This window comes from Cyanobium sp. LEGE 06143 (assembly GCF_015207535.1).
GTDB lineage: Bacteria > Cyanobacteriota > Cyanobacteriia > PCC-6307 > Cyanobiaceae > NIES-981.
This window is the reverse complement of sequence record NZ_JADEWP010000026.1, coordinates 1-18498: the sequence shown is the minus strand read 5'-3', so window position 1 is coordinate 18498 and position 18498 is coordinate 1. Positions and strand designations below refer to the sequence as shown.

Sequence of the window (18498 nt, the reverse complement as noted above, 5' to 3'; positions counted from 1 at the left end):
GGCTTCACCACTGGCCTGGTGTCCGCTGTCACGGCAGGCTTCTGCAGGGTGGGCCGGGGCTGGCGCGACTCGGCGCCAGGTGGCTTCGGCGAGGCGGGCGGCTTGGCAGGAACTGCGGGCCGGGCCGGTGCTGCCGCGGCACGACTGGGAGCCGCTGCAGCGGGAGTCGCCGGGCGTGCAGGAGCGGCCGGTGCCGCCTTCTGCACAGCGAGGATGGCCTTGCCGGGTCGTGGGGCAGCTGCCGCGGCTGGCTGGGGAGCACCGTTGGTGCCCTGCTGGATCAGCCGGCGAATCTGGCTGGCTTCGCCGTCACTGATCGAGCTGCTGTGGCTCTTGGCCGCCACCCCCAGCTTCTCGGCAGCATCCAGCACGTCCTTGTTCTCCAGGCCCAGGTCCCGGGAAAGCTCATAGATTCTGACTTTGCCGCTGCTGGTCATTCAAGTCTCCAATGGTCCGGGCTCCGGCCTCTCGAGGGGGCCGTGGGCACGAGGCTGCACGCAAGCTGCAGCCAAGGTTCATCTTGCCTCAGAGCTGGCCCCGGGGGCTGGCTGAGGCGTCGCATCCAGACGCTCGCGCAGGACATCGAGCAGAGCGTCGGCCCCCTGGCAGCGCAGGGATCGCTGCAGACGCCGCCGCCGTCGGGCCTCCTCCAGGCAGTCGCTGCAGGGGCAGAGATAGGCCGAGCGGCCCATCCCCTGATCCAGCTGCAGGCCCCCGGAGGCCAGGCGGACCACTCGCCAGAGTCCACGCCGATCGGCGAGGACCCGGCAGGCCACGCAGCGCCGCAGCACCACTGGGGGGGCTGAGGAGGGGCTCACCGGGCTTCCGCCTCTGCGGGCTCCGCGTCTGCAGGTTGCGTGTCTGCGGGCTCGACGGCCTGGGGATCGGTGGCCCCAGCCTCGGCCTCGCCCAGGTTGCCCCCGCCATAGCCATAGGGGCCACCCTCTTCGTCCTCAGGCAAGGGGTAAAGCTCCCTGAGCCGGGCATCTTCCTCGGCGCGGGTGGCCTGCTCCACCGCCAGCCGGGCCTCGGCCTCGGCCTGCAGCGCCTCATCCTCTTCCCGCAGGGCAATCAGTTCGGCCACGGCCGCGTCCTCACCGGCCTGGTCGTACTCATGGGCATTCTTGATGTCGATCTTCCAGCCGGTGAGCCGGGCCGCCAGGCGGACATTCTGGCCCTCGCGGCCGATCGCCAGGCTGAGCTGATCGGGGGGGACCAGCACGTGGGCGTGTTGCCCGTCGGGGTCCACCAGGCGCACGGCCTCTACCCGGGCCGGGCTGAGCGAATTGGCGATGTACTGCCCCGGATCGTGGGACCAGCGGATCACATCGATCTTTTCGCCGCGCAGCTCGTTGACCACCTGCTGAATGCGCGAACCACGAGCGCCGATGCAGGCCCCCACGGGATCCACCTCCCGCTCCACTGAGTCAACGGCCACTTTGGTGCGTGGTCCAACCGAACGGCTGGGCGGATTGGCTTCCCGGGCCACGGCAACGATGCGCACGGAGCCCTCCTGGATCTCGGGCACTTCGTTTTCAAAGAGATAGACCACCAGCCCGGCATTGGAGCGGCTCACAAACAGCTGGGGGCCGCGTCTGGGCACCTCGCTCACTTCCTTCAGAAACACCTTGAAGGTGGCATTGGCGCGGTAGTTGTCGTTGGGGAGCTGGTCACGGCGCGGCAGTTCGGCTTCCACCTCGGGGCGCCCGAGGCCGCTGCTCACGGCCATGATCACGCTCTGGCGCTCGAAGCGGATCACCCGGGAGGTCAGCACAGGGTCTTCCAGATCGGCGAACTCCTCCTGGATCATCCGCCGTTGCTGGTCGCGCAGCTTCTGGGCGAGCACCTGCTTGGTGGTGGCTGCGGCCATGCGCCCGAAGTCGTCTTTCTCCGGAGTTACATCCAGCACCACGGTGTCGCCGATCTGGGCGTCCTCAGCAACCTGCTGAACCTCAGAAAGGGCAATCTGGTGGTCTTCGCTCTCCACTTCCTCAACAATGATCTTGGAAGCCAGCACCCGGTAGCCTTCTTCGTCGAGGTCCAGCTGGACATCGAAATTGGAGAAGTAATCCTCTTCGAAAGGATCTTCGCTGATACCAAGATAAAGGGTGCGGCGATAGCGCTCATAGCCCTTCAGCAGGGCCTCTCTGAGCGCCGCGTCGACCACCGAGGCAGCCAGCTTCTTTTCTTCGCTGATGTCCTCGATCAGATTGTTCAGGCCGGGAAGTAAGACCAGGGCCATGGTTTTTCGGTTGTGGGTGATTCAGTTGTTGGGGCTCAGCTCTCAACGGCCGGCGTGACTAGGAGCACCTGGATCACGGCTTCGCGGGGGATCCGCTTGGTGCGGCCGCGCTGGTTGATCTGAAGCTCGCTCGCGGTGCGCTCCAGAAGAAGGCCCTCGCAGCGGCTTGCCGATCCCGTGGCGTCGCGGAAGTGCACGGCCACAGGGAAGCCGCGAAAGCTGCGGAAGTCCCGGTCGTCGCGCAGTTCCTCGCCGATGCCGGGGCTGCTGACCTCCAGAACATAGGCCTCGTCGGTCAGCAACCCCTCGGATTCAAGCGCCTCGGCAAGCGGTGGGGACAGCGCTGCACAGTTGTCGAGCGTGATCTCGCCACCTGAAGCCCGCTGCACCAGCACCTGCAACGTCATCGGAATCCGATGGCTGAGCAGTGCCACACCCCTGAGCTCACAGCCATGGGCGGCGCAGGTCTGCCGCGCCACGGCTTCCAGTTTGGGCAGCAGGGGATGGGGCACCGAAGGTGAGACCGTGGGGGACCGGAACCAGACCTGGCCCAAAGACCTCAGGTCCTATTATTCACCCTAGGGGATCCCTGCCGCCATCAGAAGGGGCAGACAGGGCCCCCAGATCGATCACGGGGGCTTCGGCGTAATAGTCACTGCGCTGAACGCTGCCGCGCCGCTCCGCGTCGAGGTTCATGCATTGGGCTTTCTGCTCATCGCTGCGCAGGTACTGGCAGACCCTTGCCCAGAGCTTGGCGCGGGTGCCCGGCGCTCCCTGGCTGAAGTGCACCAGGTCGGCACCACCGGCCATGCCCTGGATCTCCACCTGACAGAGGCTGCAACGCTGCCGGGTGCCGGGGGGGATTGCTGCCATGGCGGCCTCGCTGTTCAGGGGGCAACTTAGGCCTAGGTGCTGGAGGTGTGAATGCGCGTGTTGCAGCTGAGCGATCTCCATCTGCTCGCCAATCCTGGCGGCGTCTATCGCGGTCGCCAGCCCCTCGCCTGCCTGACCCATGGGCTGCGGCAAGCCCTGGCGGCGGCCCCGGCCCCGCCGGACCTGCTGCTGCTCAGCGGCGACCTCTGCCAGGACGAAAGCCTGGCGGGCTATGTCCATCTCCACACATCGTTGCAGTTCCTGGGCCTCCCTCTGGCCCTGCTGCCAGGCAACCACGACCATCCCCAGCTGCTGCGCTCCGTTCTGGGTCGCCACGGCCCGATCGCGCCGGCGTTGGTGGAGGGGCCTRGGGCGAGGCTGCTCCTGCTCGACAGCCACAAGGCCGGAGCTACCGCCGGTTGGCTCGGAGCCAGCCAGCTCGCCTGGCTGGCGGGCGTTCTCCAGCAGCTGGAGCAGGCCTTGCCCCGACCCCTGCTGGTGGCCGTGCACCATCCCCCCGGGGCGATCGGCGACCCCGAAATGGATGCCATCGGGCTGCTCGATGGGGCGGCCCTGCTGCAGCTGCTGGGACAGGCCAGGGACCTGGAGGCCGTGGTGTTCGGCCACATCCACCAGCACTGGCGCGGCAGCCTGCCCGGCCGTCCGCAGGTGCCCCTGCTCGGTTGCCCTTCCACCCTCTGCGGCTTCGGACCGGTGCAGCCCTGCCCCTTGGGCCGCCCTGACGACCCCGGCGGCCGCTGGCTGGAGATCGGCGCGCCGGGCGGTTTTCAGGAGTCCCTGCTGCGCTGGTCCCCTCCCTAGCGTCAGCACAGAAGTGCTGGCCTGCCCGTGCCCCCTGAGCTGAAGCCCTCTTCCGCTGATTTTCTGGTCATGCTGCGCCGCTGGCTCCGCCGGTGCCGCCCTGCCGCTGCCGGGCTGCTGGCCCTCTCCCTGGTGGCGATGCATCTGGTTGGTGCCCCCGCCGCCTGGGCCCTTGAGGCGACCGCCCCTGAGCCGGCGGCCCACAGTTTTGTGGCTGAGGCGGCCCGCTCGGTGGCCCCGGCCGTGGTGCGGATCGACATCGAACGGGACGTGGAGCGGCAGGCCTTCGATCCGGCCCTGCTGGATCCTCTGCTGCGCGATCTGTTCGGCGACCCTTCCGGCAGCAGGCGTGAGCGCGGCCAGGGCTCGGGGGTGGTGATCGATGCCCGCAGGGGGCTGGTGCTCACCAATGCCCACGTGGTGGATCAGGTGGATCGGGTGGAAGTCACCCTGGCCGATGGTCGCCAGCGCGATGCCACCGTGGTGGGCAGTGATTCCGTCACCGATCTGGCCCTGGTGCGGATTCGCGGTGTCGACGATCTGCAGGCGGCCTCCCTCGGCGATTCCGAGGCTCTTGAGGTGGGCGACTGGGCCATCGCCCTGGGCAGCCCCTATGGCCTGCAGCGCACGGTCACCCTGGGCATCGTCAGCAGCCTGCACCGCGACATCAACAGCCTCGGCTTCTCCGACAAGCGCCTCGATCTGATCCAGACTGATGCCGCGATCAACCCCGGTAACTCCGGCGGACCGCTCATCAACGCCGCCGGTGACGTGATCGGCATCAACACCCTGGTGCGCTCCGGTCCGGGAGCGGGGCTCGGCTTCGCCATCCCGATCAACCTGGCCAGGCAGGTGGCCAGCCAGCTGGCCGAAGGCGGCCAGGTGGTGCACCCCTATCTCGGCCTGCAGCTGGTGCCGCTCACCGCCCGCCGCGCCCGGGACAACAACCGTGATCCCGATGCGGTGCTGCAGCTGCCCGAGCGCGACGGTGCCCTGGTGCAGCGGGTGCTGCCGGAGAGTCCCGCCGAGCAGGCCGGCATGCGCCGCGGCGACCTGGTGGTGGCCGCGGCCGATCAGCTGGTGGCTGATCCCGCCAGCCTGCTGCGCCAGGTGGAGCACGCTGCGGTGGGCGAACCCCTGGCCATCACCGTGGTGCGCGGCCGCCGCGAGCTGAGCCTCTCGATCCGTCCGGCGGCCCTGCCCAGCGCCGGCTGAGGCCGCTGCTACGGTCGCGGCCCGCGTGAGGGGTTGGTGCCGATGGCCGAGCTGCAGGACCGGATGAAGCAGGCGGTGGCCCTGGCGGCCACCGACCAGATCCGCAGTGGCATGGTGGTGGGGCTGGGATCGGGCTCCACGGCCGCGCTGATGATCCAGGCCCTGGGCGCGCGGCTGCAAAGCGGCGAGCTCAGCGACATCACCGGCGTGACCACCTCCTTCCAGGGCGAGGTGCTGGCGGCTGAGCTGGGCATCCCCCTCGCCAGCCTCAATGCCATCAGCCGCATCGACCTGGCCATTGACGGAGCCGATGAGGTGGATCCCTCGTTCCAGCTGATCAAGGGGGGTGGCGCCTGCCATGTGCAGGAAAAGCTGGTGGCCCGCCGCGCCGACCGCTTTGTGGTGGTGGTGGACAGCACCAAGCTGGTGGACACCCTCAACCTCGACTTCCTGTTGCCGGTGGAGGTGCTGCCGGGCGCCTGGCGCCAGGTGCAGGCGGAGCTCCAGGCCCTGGGCGGCGCAGCCCAGCTGCGCATGGCCGTGCGCAAGGCCGGACCGGTGGTCACGGATCAGGGCAACCTGGTGCTGGATGTGCGCTTTGCCGGCGGCATCGCCGATCCAGAGGGGCTGGAACGGCAGATCAACAACCTTCCCGGGGTGCTGGAGAACGGCCTGTTCGTGAACCTGGCCGATCAGGTGCTGGTGGGCCAGATCGAGGCGGACATCCCGGGCGTCCGAGATCTCGACAAACGCTGAGCCCCCGCCAGACACATCGACTTCGGGGGCTTTTCAGCTGAGTCGCCGCCGCACAGACTCGGCGTGGCTGTGCAGACCCTCACTCTCGGCCAGAGTGATCACGGCCTGACCCGTGGCCTCGAGGGCGGCCCGGTTGAAGTGGATCAGCGAGGTGTGGCGCAGGAACGTCTCGACGCTCAGGGCACCGGCGAAGCGGGCCGTGCCGGAAGTGGGCAGGGTGTGGTTGGGGCCGGCCAGATAGTCGCCCACCGCCTCTGGGCTGTGGGGGCCCATGAAGATCGCGCCGGCGTTCTGGATCTGCTCCGCCAGCGCCTGCGGCTCTTCCACCAGCAGCTCGAGGTGTTCCGGGGCAAAGCGATCGCTCAGGGCGGCGGCACTGCTGAGATCGCGGCAGATCACCACCAGGCCCCAGTCCTGCAGGGCCGAGCGGGTGATGGCGGCGCGCGGGTGTCCCTGCAGCTGGGCTTCCAGAGCCTGGGGCAGCGCGCTGGCCAGCTCCTCGCTGGTGGTGAGCAGGATGGCCGCCGCCAAGGGGTCATGTTCGGCCTGGGCCAGCAGGTCGGCGGCCACCTGCTCCACCCGGGCGGTGTGGTCGGCGATCACCAGCACCTCGCTCGGCCCGGCCAGGGAATCGATCGCCACCTGGCCGTACACCGCCTTCTTGGCCAGAGTCACGTAGAGGTTGCCGGGGCCGCTGATCACATCCACGCGGGGAATGGATGCGGTGCCGTAGGCGAGGGCAGCGATCGCCTGGGCGCCGCCCACCCGGTAGACCTCGTTGATGCCGGCCAGATGGGCCGCGGCCAGCACGGTGGGGTTCGGCTCACCGCTGGGGCCAGGCGGCGTCACCATCACCAGCCGCTCCACCCCCGCCACCACGGCAGGCACGGCGTTCATCAGCACCGTGCTCGGGTAGGAGGCCCGGCCGCCAGGCACGTACAGCCCGGCGCGTTGCACCGGCCGCCAGCGCCGGCCCAGGCTTTCGCCATGGGGACCGGTGACGCTCAGGTCGGCCGGCAGCTGGCGCCGATGAAAATCCAGGATCCGGCTGTGGGCCAGGCGCAGGGCCTGCTGCAGGGGAGGCGGGCACTGCTCCCAGGCGCTGGCCAGCCGCTCCGGAGGAATCCGCAGCGGATCAGGGCGCACCCCATCAAAGCGCTCCGTGAGGCGGAGCAGGGCGGTATCGCCCTCGCGCCGTACCTGCTGGAGGATGTCGTCCACCAGGGCTGCAGCCTGCTCGCTGGCCCCGCTCTGGGTCCGCGCGGCGATGGCCTCAAGCCGTTCGGCTGCGGCAGCCGGATCCCGCAAGCAGGGGAGGAGCAACGCTGTGGAGGGGGCGGCCACGGAAGTCACGCGAGGCAGAACCTCAACCTAGAGGGCCACAGCAGGGCTCCCCGGCCCGGGGCCTTGGGGGAGCCTGGATGGCACCGAGGTAAGATCATCGATCGCTGAACCAGTCCTCCACCGCCTGTGGCCAATAACAAGTCTTCGAAGAAGCGCATCGAGATCGCCGAGCGCAACCGGCTGCGCAACCGCACCTACAAGTCGTCCCTGCGCACCCTGATGAAGCGCTGTTTCACGGCTTGCACGGCCTACAGCCAGGGTCCCGATGCCACCGCCAAGGAGGCGGTGCAGCTGTCCATGCGGGCTGCCTTCAGCAAAATCGACAAGGCCGTGAAGGTGGGTGTGCTGCATCGCAACACCGGTGCCCACCAGAAATCGCGCCTGAGCACAGCGGTGCGCCAGGCCGTGGAGCCTGAAACCGCCAGCAGCTGAGTCTCCAGCCCGGATCGGGTGGCTGCTGAGCCAAGCCTTCAGCCTGGCCGCTTCTGAGCCAGCATGCCCACGGCCCTGAAGCCCCATCGCCATGACGCCGCCGTCTGCCGTCCAGAAGGCCGCCACTGTCCAGACTGGCCATCCAGCCGAGCCCCTGGCCCATGGCGGGCTGGTCGACTCCCATTGCCACATCGTCTTTCGCGAGTTTGACGAGGATCTCGATGAGGTGATTGCGCGCTGGCGGCAGGCCGGGGTGGTGGCCCTGGTGCATGCCTGCGTGGAGCCTGCCGAAATCCCGGCGATTCGGGCCCTCGCCGATCGCCTGCCCGAGTTGCGTTACTCGGTGGGGGTTCACCCGCTCGATACTGAGCACTGGAGCAGCGACACCGCCGCCGTGCTCGAGCAGGCGGCCGTGGATGACCCCAGGGTTGTGGCCATCGGCGAACTGGGCCTGGACCTGTTCCGGGAGCAGAACCTGCAGGCGCAGTTGGCCGTGCTGCGTCCCCAGCTCGACCTGGCCTGCCGGCTGGATCTGCCGGTGATCGTGCACTGCCGCGATGCCGCCGAGCCGATGCTCGCCGAGCTGCGTCAGCGTCGCAGCGAGGGCCTCTGCCCCCGGGGGGTGATGCACTGCTGGGGCGGCACGCCCGAGGAGATGGAGGCGTTCCTCGAGCTCGGGTTCTACATCAGTTTCAGCGGAGTGGTCACCTTCGCCAAGGCCGAGGCCACCCACGCCTGCGCCCGGGCCGTGCCTGCCGATCGCTACCTGGTGGAGACAGACTGTCCCTTCCTGGCTCCGGTGCCGCGCCGGGGCAAGCGCAATGAGCCGTCCTATGTGGCCGCTGTGGCGGAGCGGGTGGCGCTCCTGCGCGGCGAGAGCCTCGACATGGTGGCCCGCACCAGCACGGCCAATGCCCGAACCCTGTTCAGGCTTCTTGGTGACGGTGTATGATCCTTTATTGGCCTGGATGCGAAAGCGCTCCTTGTTGTCGACGTCTGCAGCCTTGATGCGATCTCGTTAGATGCCTCCTCCTGGGCAGCCGTTCCCCTCTGGGGAGCGGCTGTTCGCGTGGGCGGCCGCGAGCGATCAGCCGGCTGATGGACCGACAGGCCACCTCGTCAATTATCGATCCTGCAGGTTCACCGCATGAGCAGCGCGATCCAGGTCGCCAAGACCGTCACTTACCTGCCCGATCTCGTGGAGGTACAGAGGGCGAGCTTCAAATGGTTCCTGGAGAAGGGCCTGATCGAAGAGCTGGAGAGCTTTTCGCCGATCACCGATTACACGGGCAAGCTTGAGCTGCACTTCATCGGCAGTGAGTACCGGCTGAAGCGGCCACGCCACGACGTGGAGGAAGCGAAGCGGCGTGATGCCACCTTCGCTTCACAGATGTATGTCACCTGCAGACTGGTCAACAAGGAAACCGGTGAGATCAAGGAACAGGAAGTTTTCATCGGCGAACTGCCTTTGATGACCGAGCGCGGCACCTTCATCATCAATGGTGCAGAGCGTGTGATCGTGAATCAGATCGTTCGCTCCCCGGGTGTCTATTTCAAGGAGGAGCCCGATCCCAAGACCGGCCGCAAGACCTACAACGCCAGTGTGATCCCCAACCGGGGAGCATGGCTGAAGTTCGAAACCGATAAGCACGAGCTGATGCACGTGCGGGTCGACAAGACCCGCAAGATCAACGCCCACGTGCTGATGCGTGCCATGGGCCTCTCCGATGTGGACGTGCTCGACAAGCTGCGCCACCCCGAGTACTACTCGAAGACGATCGAGTCCGCCACCAGTGTGGATGGAATCACCTCCCAGGATCAGGCTCTGCTGGAGCTCTACAAGAAGTTGCGTCCGGGTGAACCGCCCTCAGTGAGCGGCGGCCAGAGCTTGCTGGATTCCCGCTTCTTCGACGCGAAGCGCTACGATCTCGGTCGCGTCGGCCGCTACAAGATCAACAAGAAACTGCGGCTCACCGTGCCGGATGAGACGCGGGTGCTCACCAAGGAGGAGCTGCTCGCCACTCTCGATTACCTGATCGGCCTGCAGCTCGGCCAGCCCGGCTATGAGATCGACGACATCGATCACCTGGGTAACCGTCGCGTGCGCTCCGTGGGTGAGCTGCTGCAGAACCAGGTGCGCGTGGGTCTCAACCGGCTCGAGCGGATCATCAGGGAACGGATGACCGTCGGCGAGACCGAGTCACTCACCCCGGCCCAGTTGGTGAACCCCAAGCCCCTGGTGGCGGCGATCAAGGAGTTCTTCGGCTCCAGCCAGCTGAGCCAGTTCATGGATCAGACCAACCCCCTGGCTGAGCTCACCCACAAGCGCCGCATCAGCGCGCTCGGCCCTGGCGGCCTCACCCGGGAGCGGGCCGGTTTTGCCGTGCGCGACATCCACCCCTCCCACTACGGCCGCATCTGCCCGATCGAAACCCCGGAAGGCCCTAACGCCGGCCTGATCGGKTCGCKCGCCAYCCWCGCCCGGGTGAACGAATACGGCTTCATCGAGACCCCCTTCTGGAAGGTGGAGGAGGGGATCGTGATCAAGCAGGGCGACCCCATCTACCTCTCCGCCGATCTGGAAGACGAGTGCCGCGTCGCCCCCGGCGACGTGCCGACCGACTCCGACGGCCGCATCACGGCTGACCTGGTGCCCGTGCGCTACCGCCAGGATTTTGAAAAGGTGCCACCCGAGCAGGTGGATTACGTGCAGCTCTCGCCGGTGCAGGTGATCTCCGTGGCCACCTCTCTGATCCCCTTCCTGGAGCACGACGACGCCAACCGCGCCCTGATGGGCTCCAACATGCAGCGCCAGGCCGTGCCGCTGTTGCGTCCGGAGCGGCCCCTGGTGGGCACGGGCCTTGAGACCCAGGTCGCCCGCGACTCCGGCATGGTGCCGATCACCCGGGTCAATGGCACGGTCACCTATGTGGACGCCACGGCCATCGTGATCCGCGATGAAGACGGCCAGGACCACACCCACTACCTGCAGAAGTATCAGCGCTCCAACCAGGACACCTGCCTGAACCATCGCCCGATCGTGCGCCAGGGAGACCCGGTGATCGCCGGCCAGGTGCTGGCGAATGGATCGGCCTGTGAAGGCGGTGAAATCGCCCTGGGTCAGAATGTACTGATCGCCTACATGCCTTGGGAGGGATACAACTACGAGGACGCCATCCTCGTTAGCGAGCGGCTCGTCACCGACGATCTCTACACCTCCGTTCACATCGAAAAGTACGAGATTGAGGCCCGGCAGACCAAGCTCGGCCCTGAGGAGATCACCCGTGAGATCCCTAACGTGGCTGAAGAAAGCCTGGGTAATCTCGATGAGATGGGCATCATCCGTGTCGGTGCCTTTGTGGAAAGCGGTGACATCCTGGTGGGCAAGGTGACTCCCAAGGGGGAGTCCGATCAGCCGCCTGAGGAAAAGCTCCTGCGTGCCATCTTCGGCGAGAAGGCCCGCGACGTGCGTGATAACTCCCTGCGGGTTCCCAGCACAGAGCGTGGCCGCGTGGTGGATGTGCGCATCTACACCCGCGAACAGGGTGACGAGCTGCCGCCGGGCGCCAACATGGTGGTGCGGGTGTATGTGGCCAAGCGCCTGAAGATTCAAGTGGGCGACAAGATGGCCGGTCGCCACGGCAACAAGGGCATCATCAGCCGCATCCTCCCCCGTGAGGACATGCCCTATCTCCCTGACGGCACACCCATCGACATCGTGCTCAATCCGCTGGGCGTGCCCAGCCGGATGAATGTGGGCCAGGTGTTCGAGTGCCTGATGGGCTGGGCTTCGTCCCACCTGGACTGCCGCGTCAAGGTGGTGCCCTTCGATGAGATGCACGGCGCCGAGAAATCGAAGCAGACCGTGCAGGCCTTCCTGGAGGAAGCCGCCAGCCAGCCCGGCAAGGACTGGGTCTATGACCCTGGGAACCCCGGCAAGATCCAGCTGATCGATGGCCGCAGTGGCGAGGCTTTCGACCAGCCGGTCACCGTGGGCTATGCCCACATTCTCAAGCTGGTGCACCTGGTGGACGACAAGATCCACGCCCGCTCCACCGGTCCCTACTCCCTGGTCACCCAGCAGCCCCTGGGCGGCAAGGCCCAGCAGGGCGGTCAGCGCCTCGGCGAGATGGAAGTCTGGGCCCTGGAGGCCTACGGCGCGGCCTACACCCTGCAGGAGCTGCTCACCGTCAAGTCCGACGACATGCAGGGCCGCAACGAGGCCCTCAACGCCATCGTCAAGGGCAAGCCCATCCCCCGCCCCGGCACGCCGGAGTCGTTCAAGGTGCTGATGCGCGAGCTGCAGTCCCTTGGCCTCGACATCGCTGTGTACACCGATGCGGGCGAAGAGGTGGATCTGATGCAGGACGTCAATCCCCGCCGCAGCACGCCAAGCCGGCCCACCTACGAGTCCCTCGGCGTTGCGGATTACGACGACGACTGAATCGACCCTGTGTCGCTGCTCCCCAGTCGATGCCTCCCCGTTGAAGCCACCCCTTTCGATCTCCGCGCGTTAGTCACCCCCATGTCCAATAGCAATCTCCGCACCGAAAACCACTTCGACTACGTCAAGATCACGCTGGCTTCGCCGGATCGGATCATGCAGTGGGGGCAGCGCACGTTGCCCAACGGTCAGGTTGTGGGTGAGGTCACCAAGCCCGAAACCATCAACTACCGCACGCTCAAGCCGGAGATGGACGGCCTGTTCTGCGAGAAGATCTTCGGACCGTCCAAGGACTGGGAGTGCCATTGCGGTAAGTACAAACGGGTGCGGCACCGCGGCATCGTCTGCGAGCGCTGTGGCGTGGAGGTCACCGAGAGCAGGGTGCGCCGTCACCGCATGGGCTTCATCAAGCTGGCCGCCCCGGTGAGCCACGTCTGGTACCTGAAGGGGATTCCCAGCTACGTGGCGATCCTGCTCGACATGCCCCTGCGGGATGTGGAGCAGATCGTTTACTTCAACTGCTACGTGGTTCTCGATCCGGGCGACCACAAAACCCTCTCCTACAAGCAGCTGCTCACGGAAGACGAATGGCTTGAGATTGAGGATGAAATCTACGCCGAAGATTCCGAGATTGAGAATGAGCCCATCGTCGGTATTGGTGCCGAGGCGCTCAAGAGCCTGCTGCAGGACATCAACCTCAGCGAAACGGCTGAGCAGCTCCGTGAGGACATCGCCGCCAGCAAGGGTCAGAAGCGGGCCAAACTGATCAAGCGTCTGCGGGTGATCGACAACTTCGTGGCCACCGGTGCAAGTCCGGATTGGATGGTGCTGGATGTGATTCCGGTGATCCCGCCTGATCTGCGTCCCATGGTGCAGCTCGATGGCGGCCGTTTCGCCACGAGCGATCTCAACGACCTCTACCGCCGGGTGATCAACCGCAACAACCGCCTGGCCAGACTGCAGGAGATCCTGGCGCCGGAGATCATCGTCCGCAACGAGAAGCGGATGCTGCAGGAGGCTGTCGATGCCTTGATCGACAATGGCCGCCGCGGCCGCACGGTGGTGGGCGCCAACAACAGGGCCCTCAAGTCGCTCAGCGACATCATTGAGGGCAAGCAGGGGCGTTTCCGTCAGAACCTGCTCGGCAAGCGCGTCGACTACTCCGGTCGTTCAGTGATCGTGGTGGGCCCGAAGCTGAAAATGCACCAGTGCGGGCTCCCCAAGGAGATGGCCATTGAGCTGTTTCAGCCCTTTGTGATCAACCGGCTGATTCGCCAGAACATCGTCAACAACATCAAGGCCGCCAAGAAGTTGATTCAGCGGGCCGATGACGAGGTGATGCAGGTGTTGCAGGAGGTGATCGAGGGACACCCGATCATGCTCAACCGGGCTCCGACACTGCACCGCCTTGGCATTCAGGCCTTCGAGCCCAAGTTGGTCGATGGTCGAGCCATTCAGCTCCACCCGCTCGTCTGCCCCGCCTTCAACGCTGACTTCGACGGCGACCAGATGGCCGTGCATGTGCCCCTGGCGATTGAAGCTCAGACGGAAGCCCGCATGCTCATGCTGGCCAGCAACAACATTCTCTCGCCGGCCACAGGCGAGCCGATCATCACCCCCTCCCAGGACATGGTGCTCGGCGCCTACTACCTCAGTGCTGAGCAACCTGGGGCCAGCAAGCCCGATTTCGGTGACCGCTCCCGCACCTTCGCCGGCCTTGAGGATGTGATCGCCGCCTTCGAGGAGAAGCACATCGGCCTGCACCACTGGGTGTGGGTGCGGTTCTCCGGCGATGTGGACTGTGACGACGAGGAGAGCACGCCGCTGGAGCAGAACACGCTCAGCGATGGCACCCGCATCGAGCAGTGGAACTACCGCCGTGACCGCTTCGATGAGGACGGCGCCCTGATCAGCCGCTACCTGCTCACCACTGTGGGTCGGGTCGTGATCAACCACACCATCATCGACGCCGTGGCTGCGGTCTGAACAGGCTTCTGACCGGTCCAACGTCTCCACCTTCGTTTCGCCTTCTCACCAGCGCCCAGCCGCCCCATGACCGCCACTCCCGCCAAGAAGTCCAAGTCGTCCAAGAAAGCCGCTGAGCCAAGCGTGGACACCACGGCTGCCGTGGTCACCCCGCCCCTCAGCCGCGAGGCGCCGCTGTTCCGCAACCGCGTGATCGACAAGAAAGCGCTTCGCAACCTGGTGGCCTGGGCCTACAAGCATCACGGCACGGCGGCCACGGCCGCCATGGCGGATGATCTCAAGGATCTCGGCTTCCACTACGCCACCCAGGCGGCCGTGTCGATCTCCGTCGACGACCTGCGCATCCCCGGGGACAAGGCCGCCCTGCTGGCGGAGGCCGAGGAGCAGATCACTCAAACCGAAGAGCGCTATCGCCTCGGTGAGATCACCGAAGTGGAACGCCACACCAAGGTGATCGATACCTGGACGGAAACCAACGAACGCCTCGTTGCTGCTGTGCGCCGCAACTTCAACGAGAACGATCCACTCAATTCCGTCTGGATGATGGCCAACTCAGGCGCCCGGGGCAACATGTCTCAGGTGCGCCAGCTGGTGGGCATGCGCGGCCTGATGGCCAACCCCCAGGGGGAGATCATCGACCTGCCGATCCGCACCAACTTCCGTGAGGGGCTGACGGTCACCGAGTACGTGATCTCGTCCTACGGCGCCCGCAAGGGCCTGGTGGACACCGCCCTGCGCACGGCGGACTCCGGCTACCTCACCCGGCGCCTGGTGGACGTGGCCCAGGATGTGATCGTCCGCGAGGACGATTGCGGCACCACCCGCTTCATCCCGATTGATGCTGACGAGCGCGGTCGCTTTGCCAGCAAGCTGGTGGGTCGCCTGGCCGCCCAGCCCGTGGTCGACGCCGATGGCGTTGTGCTGGTCGACCGCGATGGCGAAATCGACCTGCCTCTCTCACGCCGGATCGAAGCCGCTGGTGTGCGCACGGTGAATGTGCGCTCGCCCCTCACCTGTGAGGCCTCCCGTTCGGTCTGCCGTAAGTGCTACGGCTGGGCCCTGGCCCACAACCAGCTGGTGGATCTCGGCGAGGCCGTCGGCATCGTGGCGGCCCAGTCGATCGGTGAGCCCGGAACCCAGCTCACCATGCGCACCTTCCACACCGGCGGTGTGTCCACCGCCGAAACCGGGGTGGTGCGCTCCCTGGTGGATGGCACGGTCGAGTTTGGTCCGAAGTCCCGGGTCAGGGCATTCCGCACCTCCCACGGCGTGAATGCCCAGATCGCGGAGACCGACTTCCTGCTCACCCTCAAGCCCACCGGAAAGGGCAAGATCCAGAAGCTGGACATCACCACCGGTTCGATCCTGTTTGTCGCCGACGGTGACATCGTGCCTGGAGACATCATCCTTGCCCAGATTTCGGCTGGCGCCACGGTCAAGAAGAGCGTTGAAAAGGCCACGAAGGATGTGATCTGCGACCTGGCGGGCCAGGTGCGCTATGAGGATGGCATTCAGCCCAAGGAGGTCACTGACCGCCAGGGCAACATCACCCACAAGGCCACTCGCCTGGGCCGCCTCTGGGTGTTTGCGGGGGATGTCTACAACCTCCCCCCCAACGCCCTCCCTGTGGTTGAAGGAAACAAGGCCGTCACCACCGGTGAGGTGCTGGCCGAGAGCCGCCTGGTCTCGGAGTACGGAGGCGCCGTGCGCCTGCGCGAGAGCGCCGGAGACTCCCGGGAGGTTCAGATTGTCACCACCAGCCTCACGCTCAAGGACTGCAAGCTCATGGGTGAATCCACCCATTCAGGTGAGCTTTGGCACCTGGAGGGCAAGGAGGGCAACCGCTACCGCCTCAACACAGCTCCGGGCAGCAAGATCGGTAACGGCGAGGTGATTGCCGAGCTCGCCGATGACCGCTTCCGCACCCAGACAGGTGGCCTCGTCAAGTTCGCCCCCGGCCTGGCGATCAAGAAGGCGCGCAGTGCCAAGAACGGTTATGAGGTGAGCAAGGGCGGCACCCTGCTGTGGATCCCCCAGGAAACCCACGAGATCAACAAGGACATCTCCCTGTTGATGATCGAGGATGGCCAGTGGATTGAAGCCGGCACTGAGGTGGTCAAGGATATCTTCAGCCAGACGGCTGGGATCGTGACGGTCACCCAGAAAAATGACATCCTTCGGGAGATCATTGTGCGCTCAGGTGTGCTGCACCTGGTGCCCGACAGCAAGGTGATCAGCAAGTTTGCCGATGGCCGCATGGTCATGCCCGGCGAAGAGATCAGCAAGGGCCTCAAGGCTGAGGCGATGGTCTATGTGGAAACGGCCGAGACCCCTGAGGGCAGCGCCCTGCTGCTGCGGCCGGTGGAGGAATACGCCATTCCCGATGCGGCTCACCTGCCGGAGCTCACCACGGTGAAACAGTCTGGGGGCCCGTACATGGGCCTCAAGGCCACCCAGAGGCTGGCCTTCAAGGATGGCGAGCTGATCAAGAGTGTCGAGGGCGTCGAGCTGCTGCGCACGCAGTTGATTCTTGAAACCTTTGATACCACGCCCCAGATGACCGTGGATGTGGAGGCCCTGCCGGACAAGCGGGCCAAGACGATCGAGCGCCTTCAACTCACCATCCTTGAAACGCTCCTGGTCAGGCGCGACACCCTCTCCGACGCCAGCCATGGCTCCACCCATACCGACCTGCAGGTGCAGGACGGCACCTCGGTCAAGAAGGGCGAGGTCGTTGCCACCACCCAGATTCTCTGCAAGGAGGACGGTGTGGTTCAGCTCCCGACTCCGATTGATGGGGAGCCGATCCGGCGCCTGATCGTGGAGCGGGACATCGATACCCGCAGCATTGATCTCGGTTCGGCAACCCCGGTTGTTCGCGTGGATCAGCGCCTGGTGGATGGCGATCTGCTGGCCGAGGGCATGCCCTCCCCCTGCTGTGGTGAGGTGGAAGCGATCGAGGGCTCCAACCTGATCATGCGCCTGGGCCGCCCCTACATGGTGTCCCCCGATTCTGTGCTGCATGTCCGAGACGGTGAACTCGTGCAGCGCGGCGATGGTCTGGCCCTGCTGGTGTTCGAGCGCCAGAAGACCGGCGATATCGTGCAGGGTCTGCCTCGAATCGAGGAGCTCCTGGAGGCCCGGCGCCCCCGCGATTCCGCTGTGCTCTGCCGCAAGGCCGGCACCGTGGACATCAAGCAAGGTGATGACGACGACTCGATCACCGTCACCGTGATCGAGTCTGATGACGCGATCACTGAGTACCCGATCCTGCTCGGCCGCACTGTGATGGTCAGCAATTCCCAGCAGGTCAAGGCCGGTGAATCGCTCACCGATGGCCCCATCAATCCCCACGAGCTGCTGGAGTGCTACTTCGAGGATCTGCGCAGCCGCAAGCCCACCCTGGAGGCTGCCCAGGAATCGATTTCCAAGCTCCAGTTCCGCATGGTGCAGGAGGTGCAGAACGTCTACAAGAGTCAGGGTGTCTCCATCGACGACAAGCACATCGAAGTGATCGTCCGTCAGATGACCAGCAAGGTCCGCATTGAAGATGCCGGCGACACCACCTTCCTGCCCGGTGAGCTGATCGAGTTGCGCCAGGTTGAGCAGGTGAATGGCGCCATGGCCATCACTGGCGGTGCCCCTGCGGAATTCACCCCGGTGCTGCTCGGCATCACCAAGGCCTCGCTGAACACCGACAGCTTCATCTCGGCGGCCTCCTTCCAGGAGACCACCCGGGTGCTCACCGAGGCGGCGATCGAGGGCAAGAGCGATTGGCTGCGGGGCCTCAAGGAGAACGTCATCATCGGCCGCCTGATTCCGGCCGGCACGGGCTTCAGTGGCTTCGAAGAGGAGTTGAGGTCGGAGGCCGGCCCCCATCCCGACATCCTTGAGGAGGACGGCATGGGCTACCGCCGCATGCAGAATCTGCGTCCGGACTACACGGTGGAGACCCCCGCTCCGCCGGCTGCCACCGCCGTGCTCGACGACCCCTCCGAGGAAGACCTGGAGGCCACCCGCAGCCGCCATGGCCTGGAGGCCACCGCCAGCACCACGGCGGCCTTCACCCGGCCGGCAGTGGAGGAGGGGCTCGAAGATGAACTGGTTGCCGATCCCGCTGCCCTCGAAGGGCTTCAGGAAGAAGGGCTGCTCAGCGAGGAGTGAGCCCTGGCCAGGAGTCCCGGGGCTCCTGGCACGTCACCTTCTCCCGCCATGATGGTCCGATGCCCACACCAGTCCCGATCACAGCCAGTGCCACCAGCCCGCGGGCCGGGGGCAACGGTGCTGCCGCAGAGCGGCCGCTGACCGCCCTGGGCACGCCGGTGCCCCAGCGCAGGCTGCCCCGCTTCGGCTTCCATTCCCACACCGAGCGGCTCAATGGCAG

General features: G+C 66.0%; 14 protein-coding genes. 8 read left to right on the top strand and 6 right to left on the bottom strand.

Going from position 1 to position 18498, the window contains the following annotated elements:
- The 5 genes from IQ216_RS03515 to IQ216_RS03495 form a co-directional block, all read right to left on the bottom strand.
- Positions 1-437: translation initiation factor IF-2 N-terminal domain-containing protein (locus IQ216_RS03515; RefSeq protein ID WP_193814351.1), on the bottom strand; the 437-nt coding region annotated here is incomplete at its 3' end.
- Positions 438-515: 78 nt separating this feature from the next.
- Positions 516-818 carry a YlxR family protein gene (locus IQ216_RS03510; RefSeq protein ID WP_370566391.1) on the bottom strand — a complete coding sequence of 101 codons (303 nt, stop codon included), beginning with the start codon at positions 816-818 and terminating at the stop codon, positions 516-518.
- Positions 815-2242, bottom strand: coding sequence for a transcription termination factor NusA (nusA, locus tag IQ216_RS03505; protein ID WP_186698666.1), 1428 nt, complete (start codon positions 2240-2242; stop codon positions 815-817). The genes IQ216_RS03510 and nusA overlap by 4 nt, the downstream gene beginning before the upstream one ends.
- Before the next feature lie 35 nt (positions 2243-2277).
- Positions 2278-2754 carry a ribosome assembly cofactor RimP gene (locus IQ216_RS03500; RefSeq protein ID WP_193814350.1) on the bottom strand — a complete coding sequence of 159 codons (477 nt, stop codon included), beginning with the start codon at positions 2752-2754 and terminating at the stop codon, positions 2278-2280.
- 61 nt (positions 2755-2815) lie between these two features.
- The gene (locus tag IQ216_RS03495; protein WP_186698670.1) at positions 2816-3115 is read right to left on the bottom strand and encodes a hypothetical protein; all 300 of its coding nucleotides are present in this window, start codon (positions 3113-3115) and stop codon (positions 2816-2818) included.
- A gap of 51 nt (positions 3116-3166) precedes the next feature.
- On the opposite strand from IQ216_RS03495, the gene IQ216_RS03490 reads away from it, so the two are divergent.
- From IQ216_RS03490 to rpiA, 3 genes are all read left to right on the top strand, one after another.
- Positions 3167-3937, top strand: coding sequence for a metallophosphoesterase (locus tag IQ216_RS03490; RefSeq protein ID WP_193814349.1), 771 nt, complete (start codon positions 3167-3169; stop codon positions 3935-3937).
- 138 nt (positions 3938-4075) lie between these two features.
- Complete coding sequence (locus IQ216_RS03485; RefSeq protein WP_193814352.1) at positions 4076-5152, top strand: trypsin-like peptidase domain-containing protein; 1077 nt, start codon at positions 4076-4078, stop codon at positions 5150-5152.
- 42 nt (positions 5153-5194) lie between these two features.
- A complete protein-coding gene (rpiA, locus tag IQ216_RS03480) occupies positions 5195-5908 on the top strand; it encodes a ribose-5-phosphate isomerase RpiA (protein WP_193814348.1) in 714 nt (237 codons plus the stop codon).
- 33 nt (positions 5909-5941) lie between these two features.
- Here the strand turns inward: rpiA and hisD are convergent, their stop codons facing one another.
- Entirely contained in the window at positions 5942-7252 is a 1311-nt protein-coding gene (hisD, locus tag IQ216_RS03475) for a histidinol dehydrogenase (RefSeq protein WP_193814347.1), read from the bottom strand.
- Positions 7253-7378: 126 nt separating this feature from the next.
- On the opposite strand from hisD, the gene rpsT reads away from it, so the two are divergent.
- From rpsT to IQ216_RS03450, 5 genes are all read left to right on the top strand, one after another.
- On the top strand, positions 7379-7684 hold the full coding sequence (gene rpsT, locus IQ216_RS03470) for a 30S ribosomal protein S20 (protein ID WP_186698677.1): 306 nt from the start codon (positions 7379-7381) through the stop codon (positions 7682-7684).
- 91 nt (positions 7685-7775) lie between these two features.
- On the top strand, positions 7776-8636 hold the full coding sequence (locus IQ216_RS03465; RefSeq protein WP_193814346.1) for a TatD family hydrolase: 861 nt from the start codon (positions 7776-7778) through the stop codon (positions 8634-8636).
- 195 nt (positions 8637-8831) lie between these two features.
- Positions 8832-12128, top strand: coding sequence for a DNA-directed RNA polymerase subunit beta (gene rpoB, locus IQ216_RS03460; protein ID WP_193814345.1), 3297 nt, complete (start codon positions 8832-8834; stop codon positions 12126-12128).
- A gap of 81 nt (positions 12129-12209) precedes the next feature.
- A complete protein-coding gene (locus tag IQ216_RS03455; protein WP_193814344.1) occupies positions 12210-14114 on the top strand; it encodes a DNA-directed RNA polymerase subunit gamma in 1905 nt (634 codons plus the stop codon).
- 66 nt (positions 14115-14180) lie between these two features.
- Positions 14181-18278, top strand: coding sequence for a DNA-directed RNA polymerase subunit beta' (locus IQ216_RS03450; RefSeq protein WP_193814343.1), 4098 nt, complete (start codon positions 14181-14183; stop codon positions 18276-18278).
- Positions 18279-18498 lie beyond the last annotated feature (220 nt).

Excerpts from the sequence above, each read along its gene's own strand:
- IQ216_RS03450 (WP_193814343.1), top strand. The coding sequence starts at position 14,181 with ATGACCGCCACTCCCGCCAAGAAGTCCAAGTCGTCCAAGAAAGCCGCT.
- IQ216_RS03455 (WP_193814344.1), top strand. The coding sequence starts at position 12,210 with ATGTCCAATAGCAATCTCCGCACCGAAAACCACTTCGACTACGTCAAG.
- IQ216_RS03485 (WP_193814352.1), top strand. The coding sequence starts at position 4,076 with ATGCATCTGGTTGGTGCCCCCGCCGCCTGGGCCCTTGAGGCGACCGCC.
- nusA (WP_186698666.1), bottom strand. The coding sequence starts at position 2,242 with ATGGCCCTGGTCTTACTTCCCGGCCTGAACAATCTGATCGAGGACATC.
- IQ216_RS03495 (WP_186698670.1), bottom strand. The coding sequence starts at position 3,115 with ATGGCAGCAATCCCCCCCGGCACCCGGCAGCGTTGCAGCCTCTGTCAG.
- IQ216_RS03465 (WP_193814346.1), top strand. The coding sequence starts at position 7,776 with ATGACGCCGCCGTCTGCCGTCCAGAAGGCCGCCACTGTCCAGACTGGC.
- rpiA (WP_193814348.1), top strand. The coding sequence starts at position 5,195 with ATGGCCGAGCTGCAGGACCGGATGAAGCAGGCGGTGGCCCTGGCGGCC.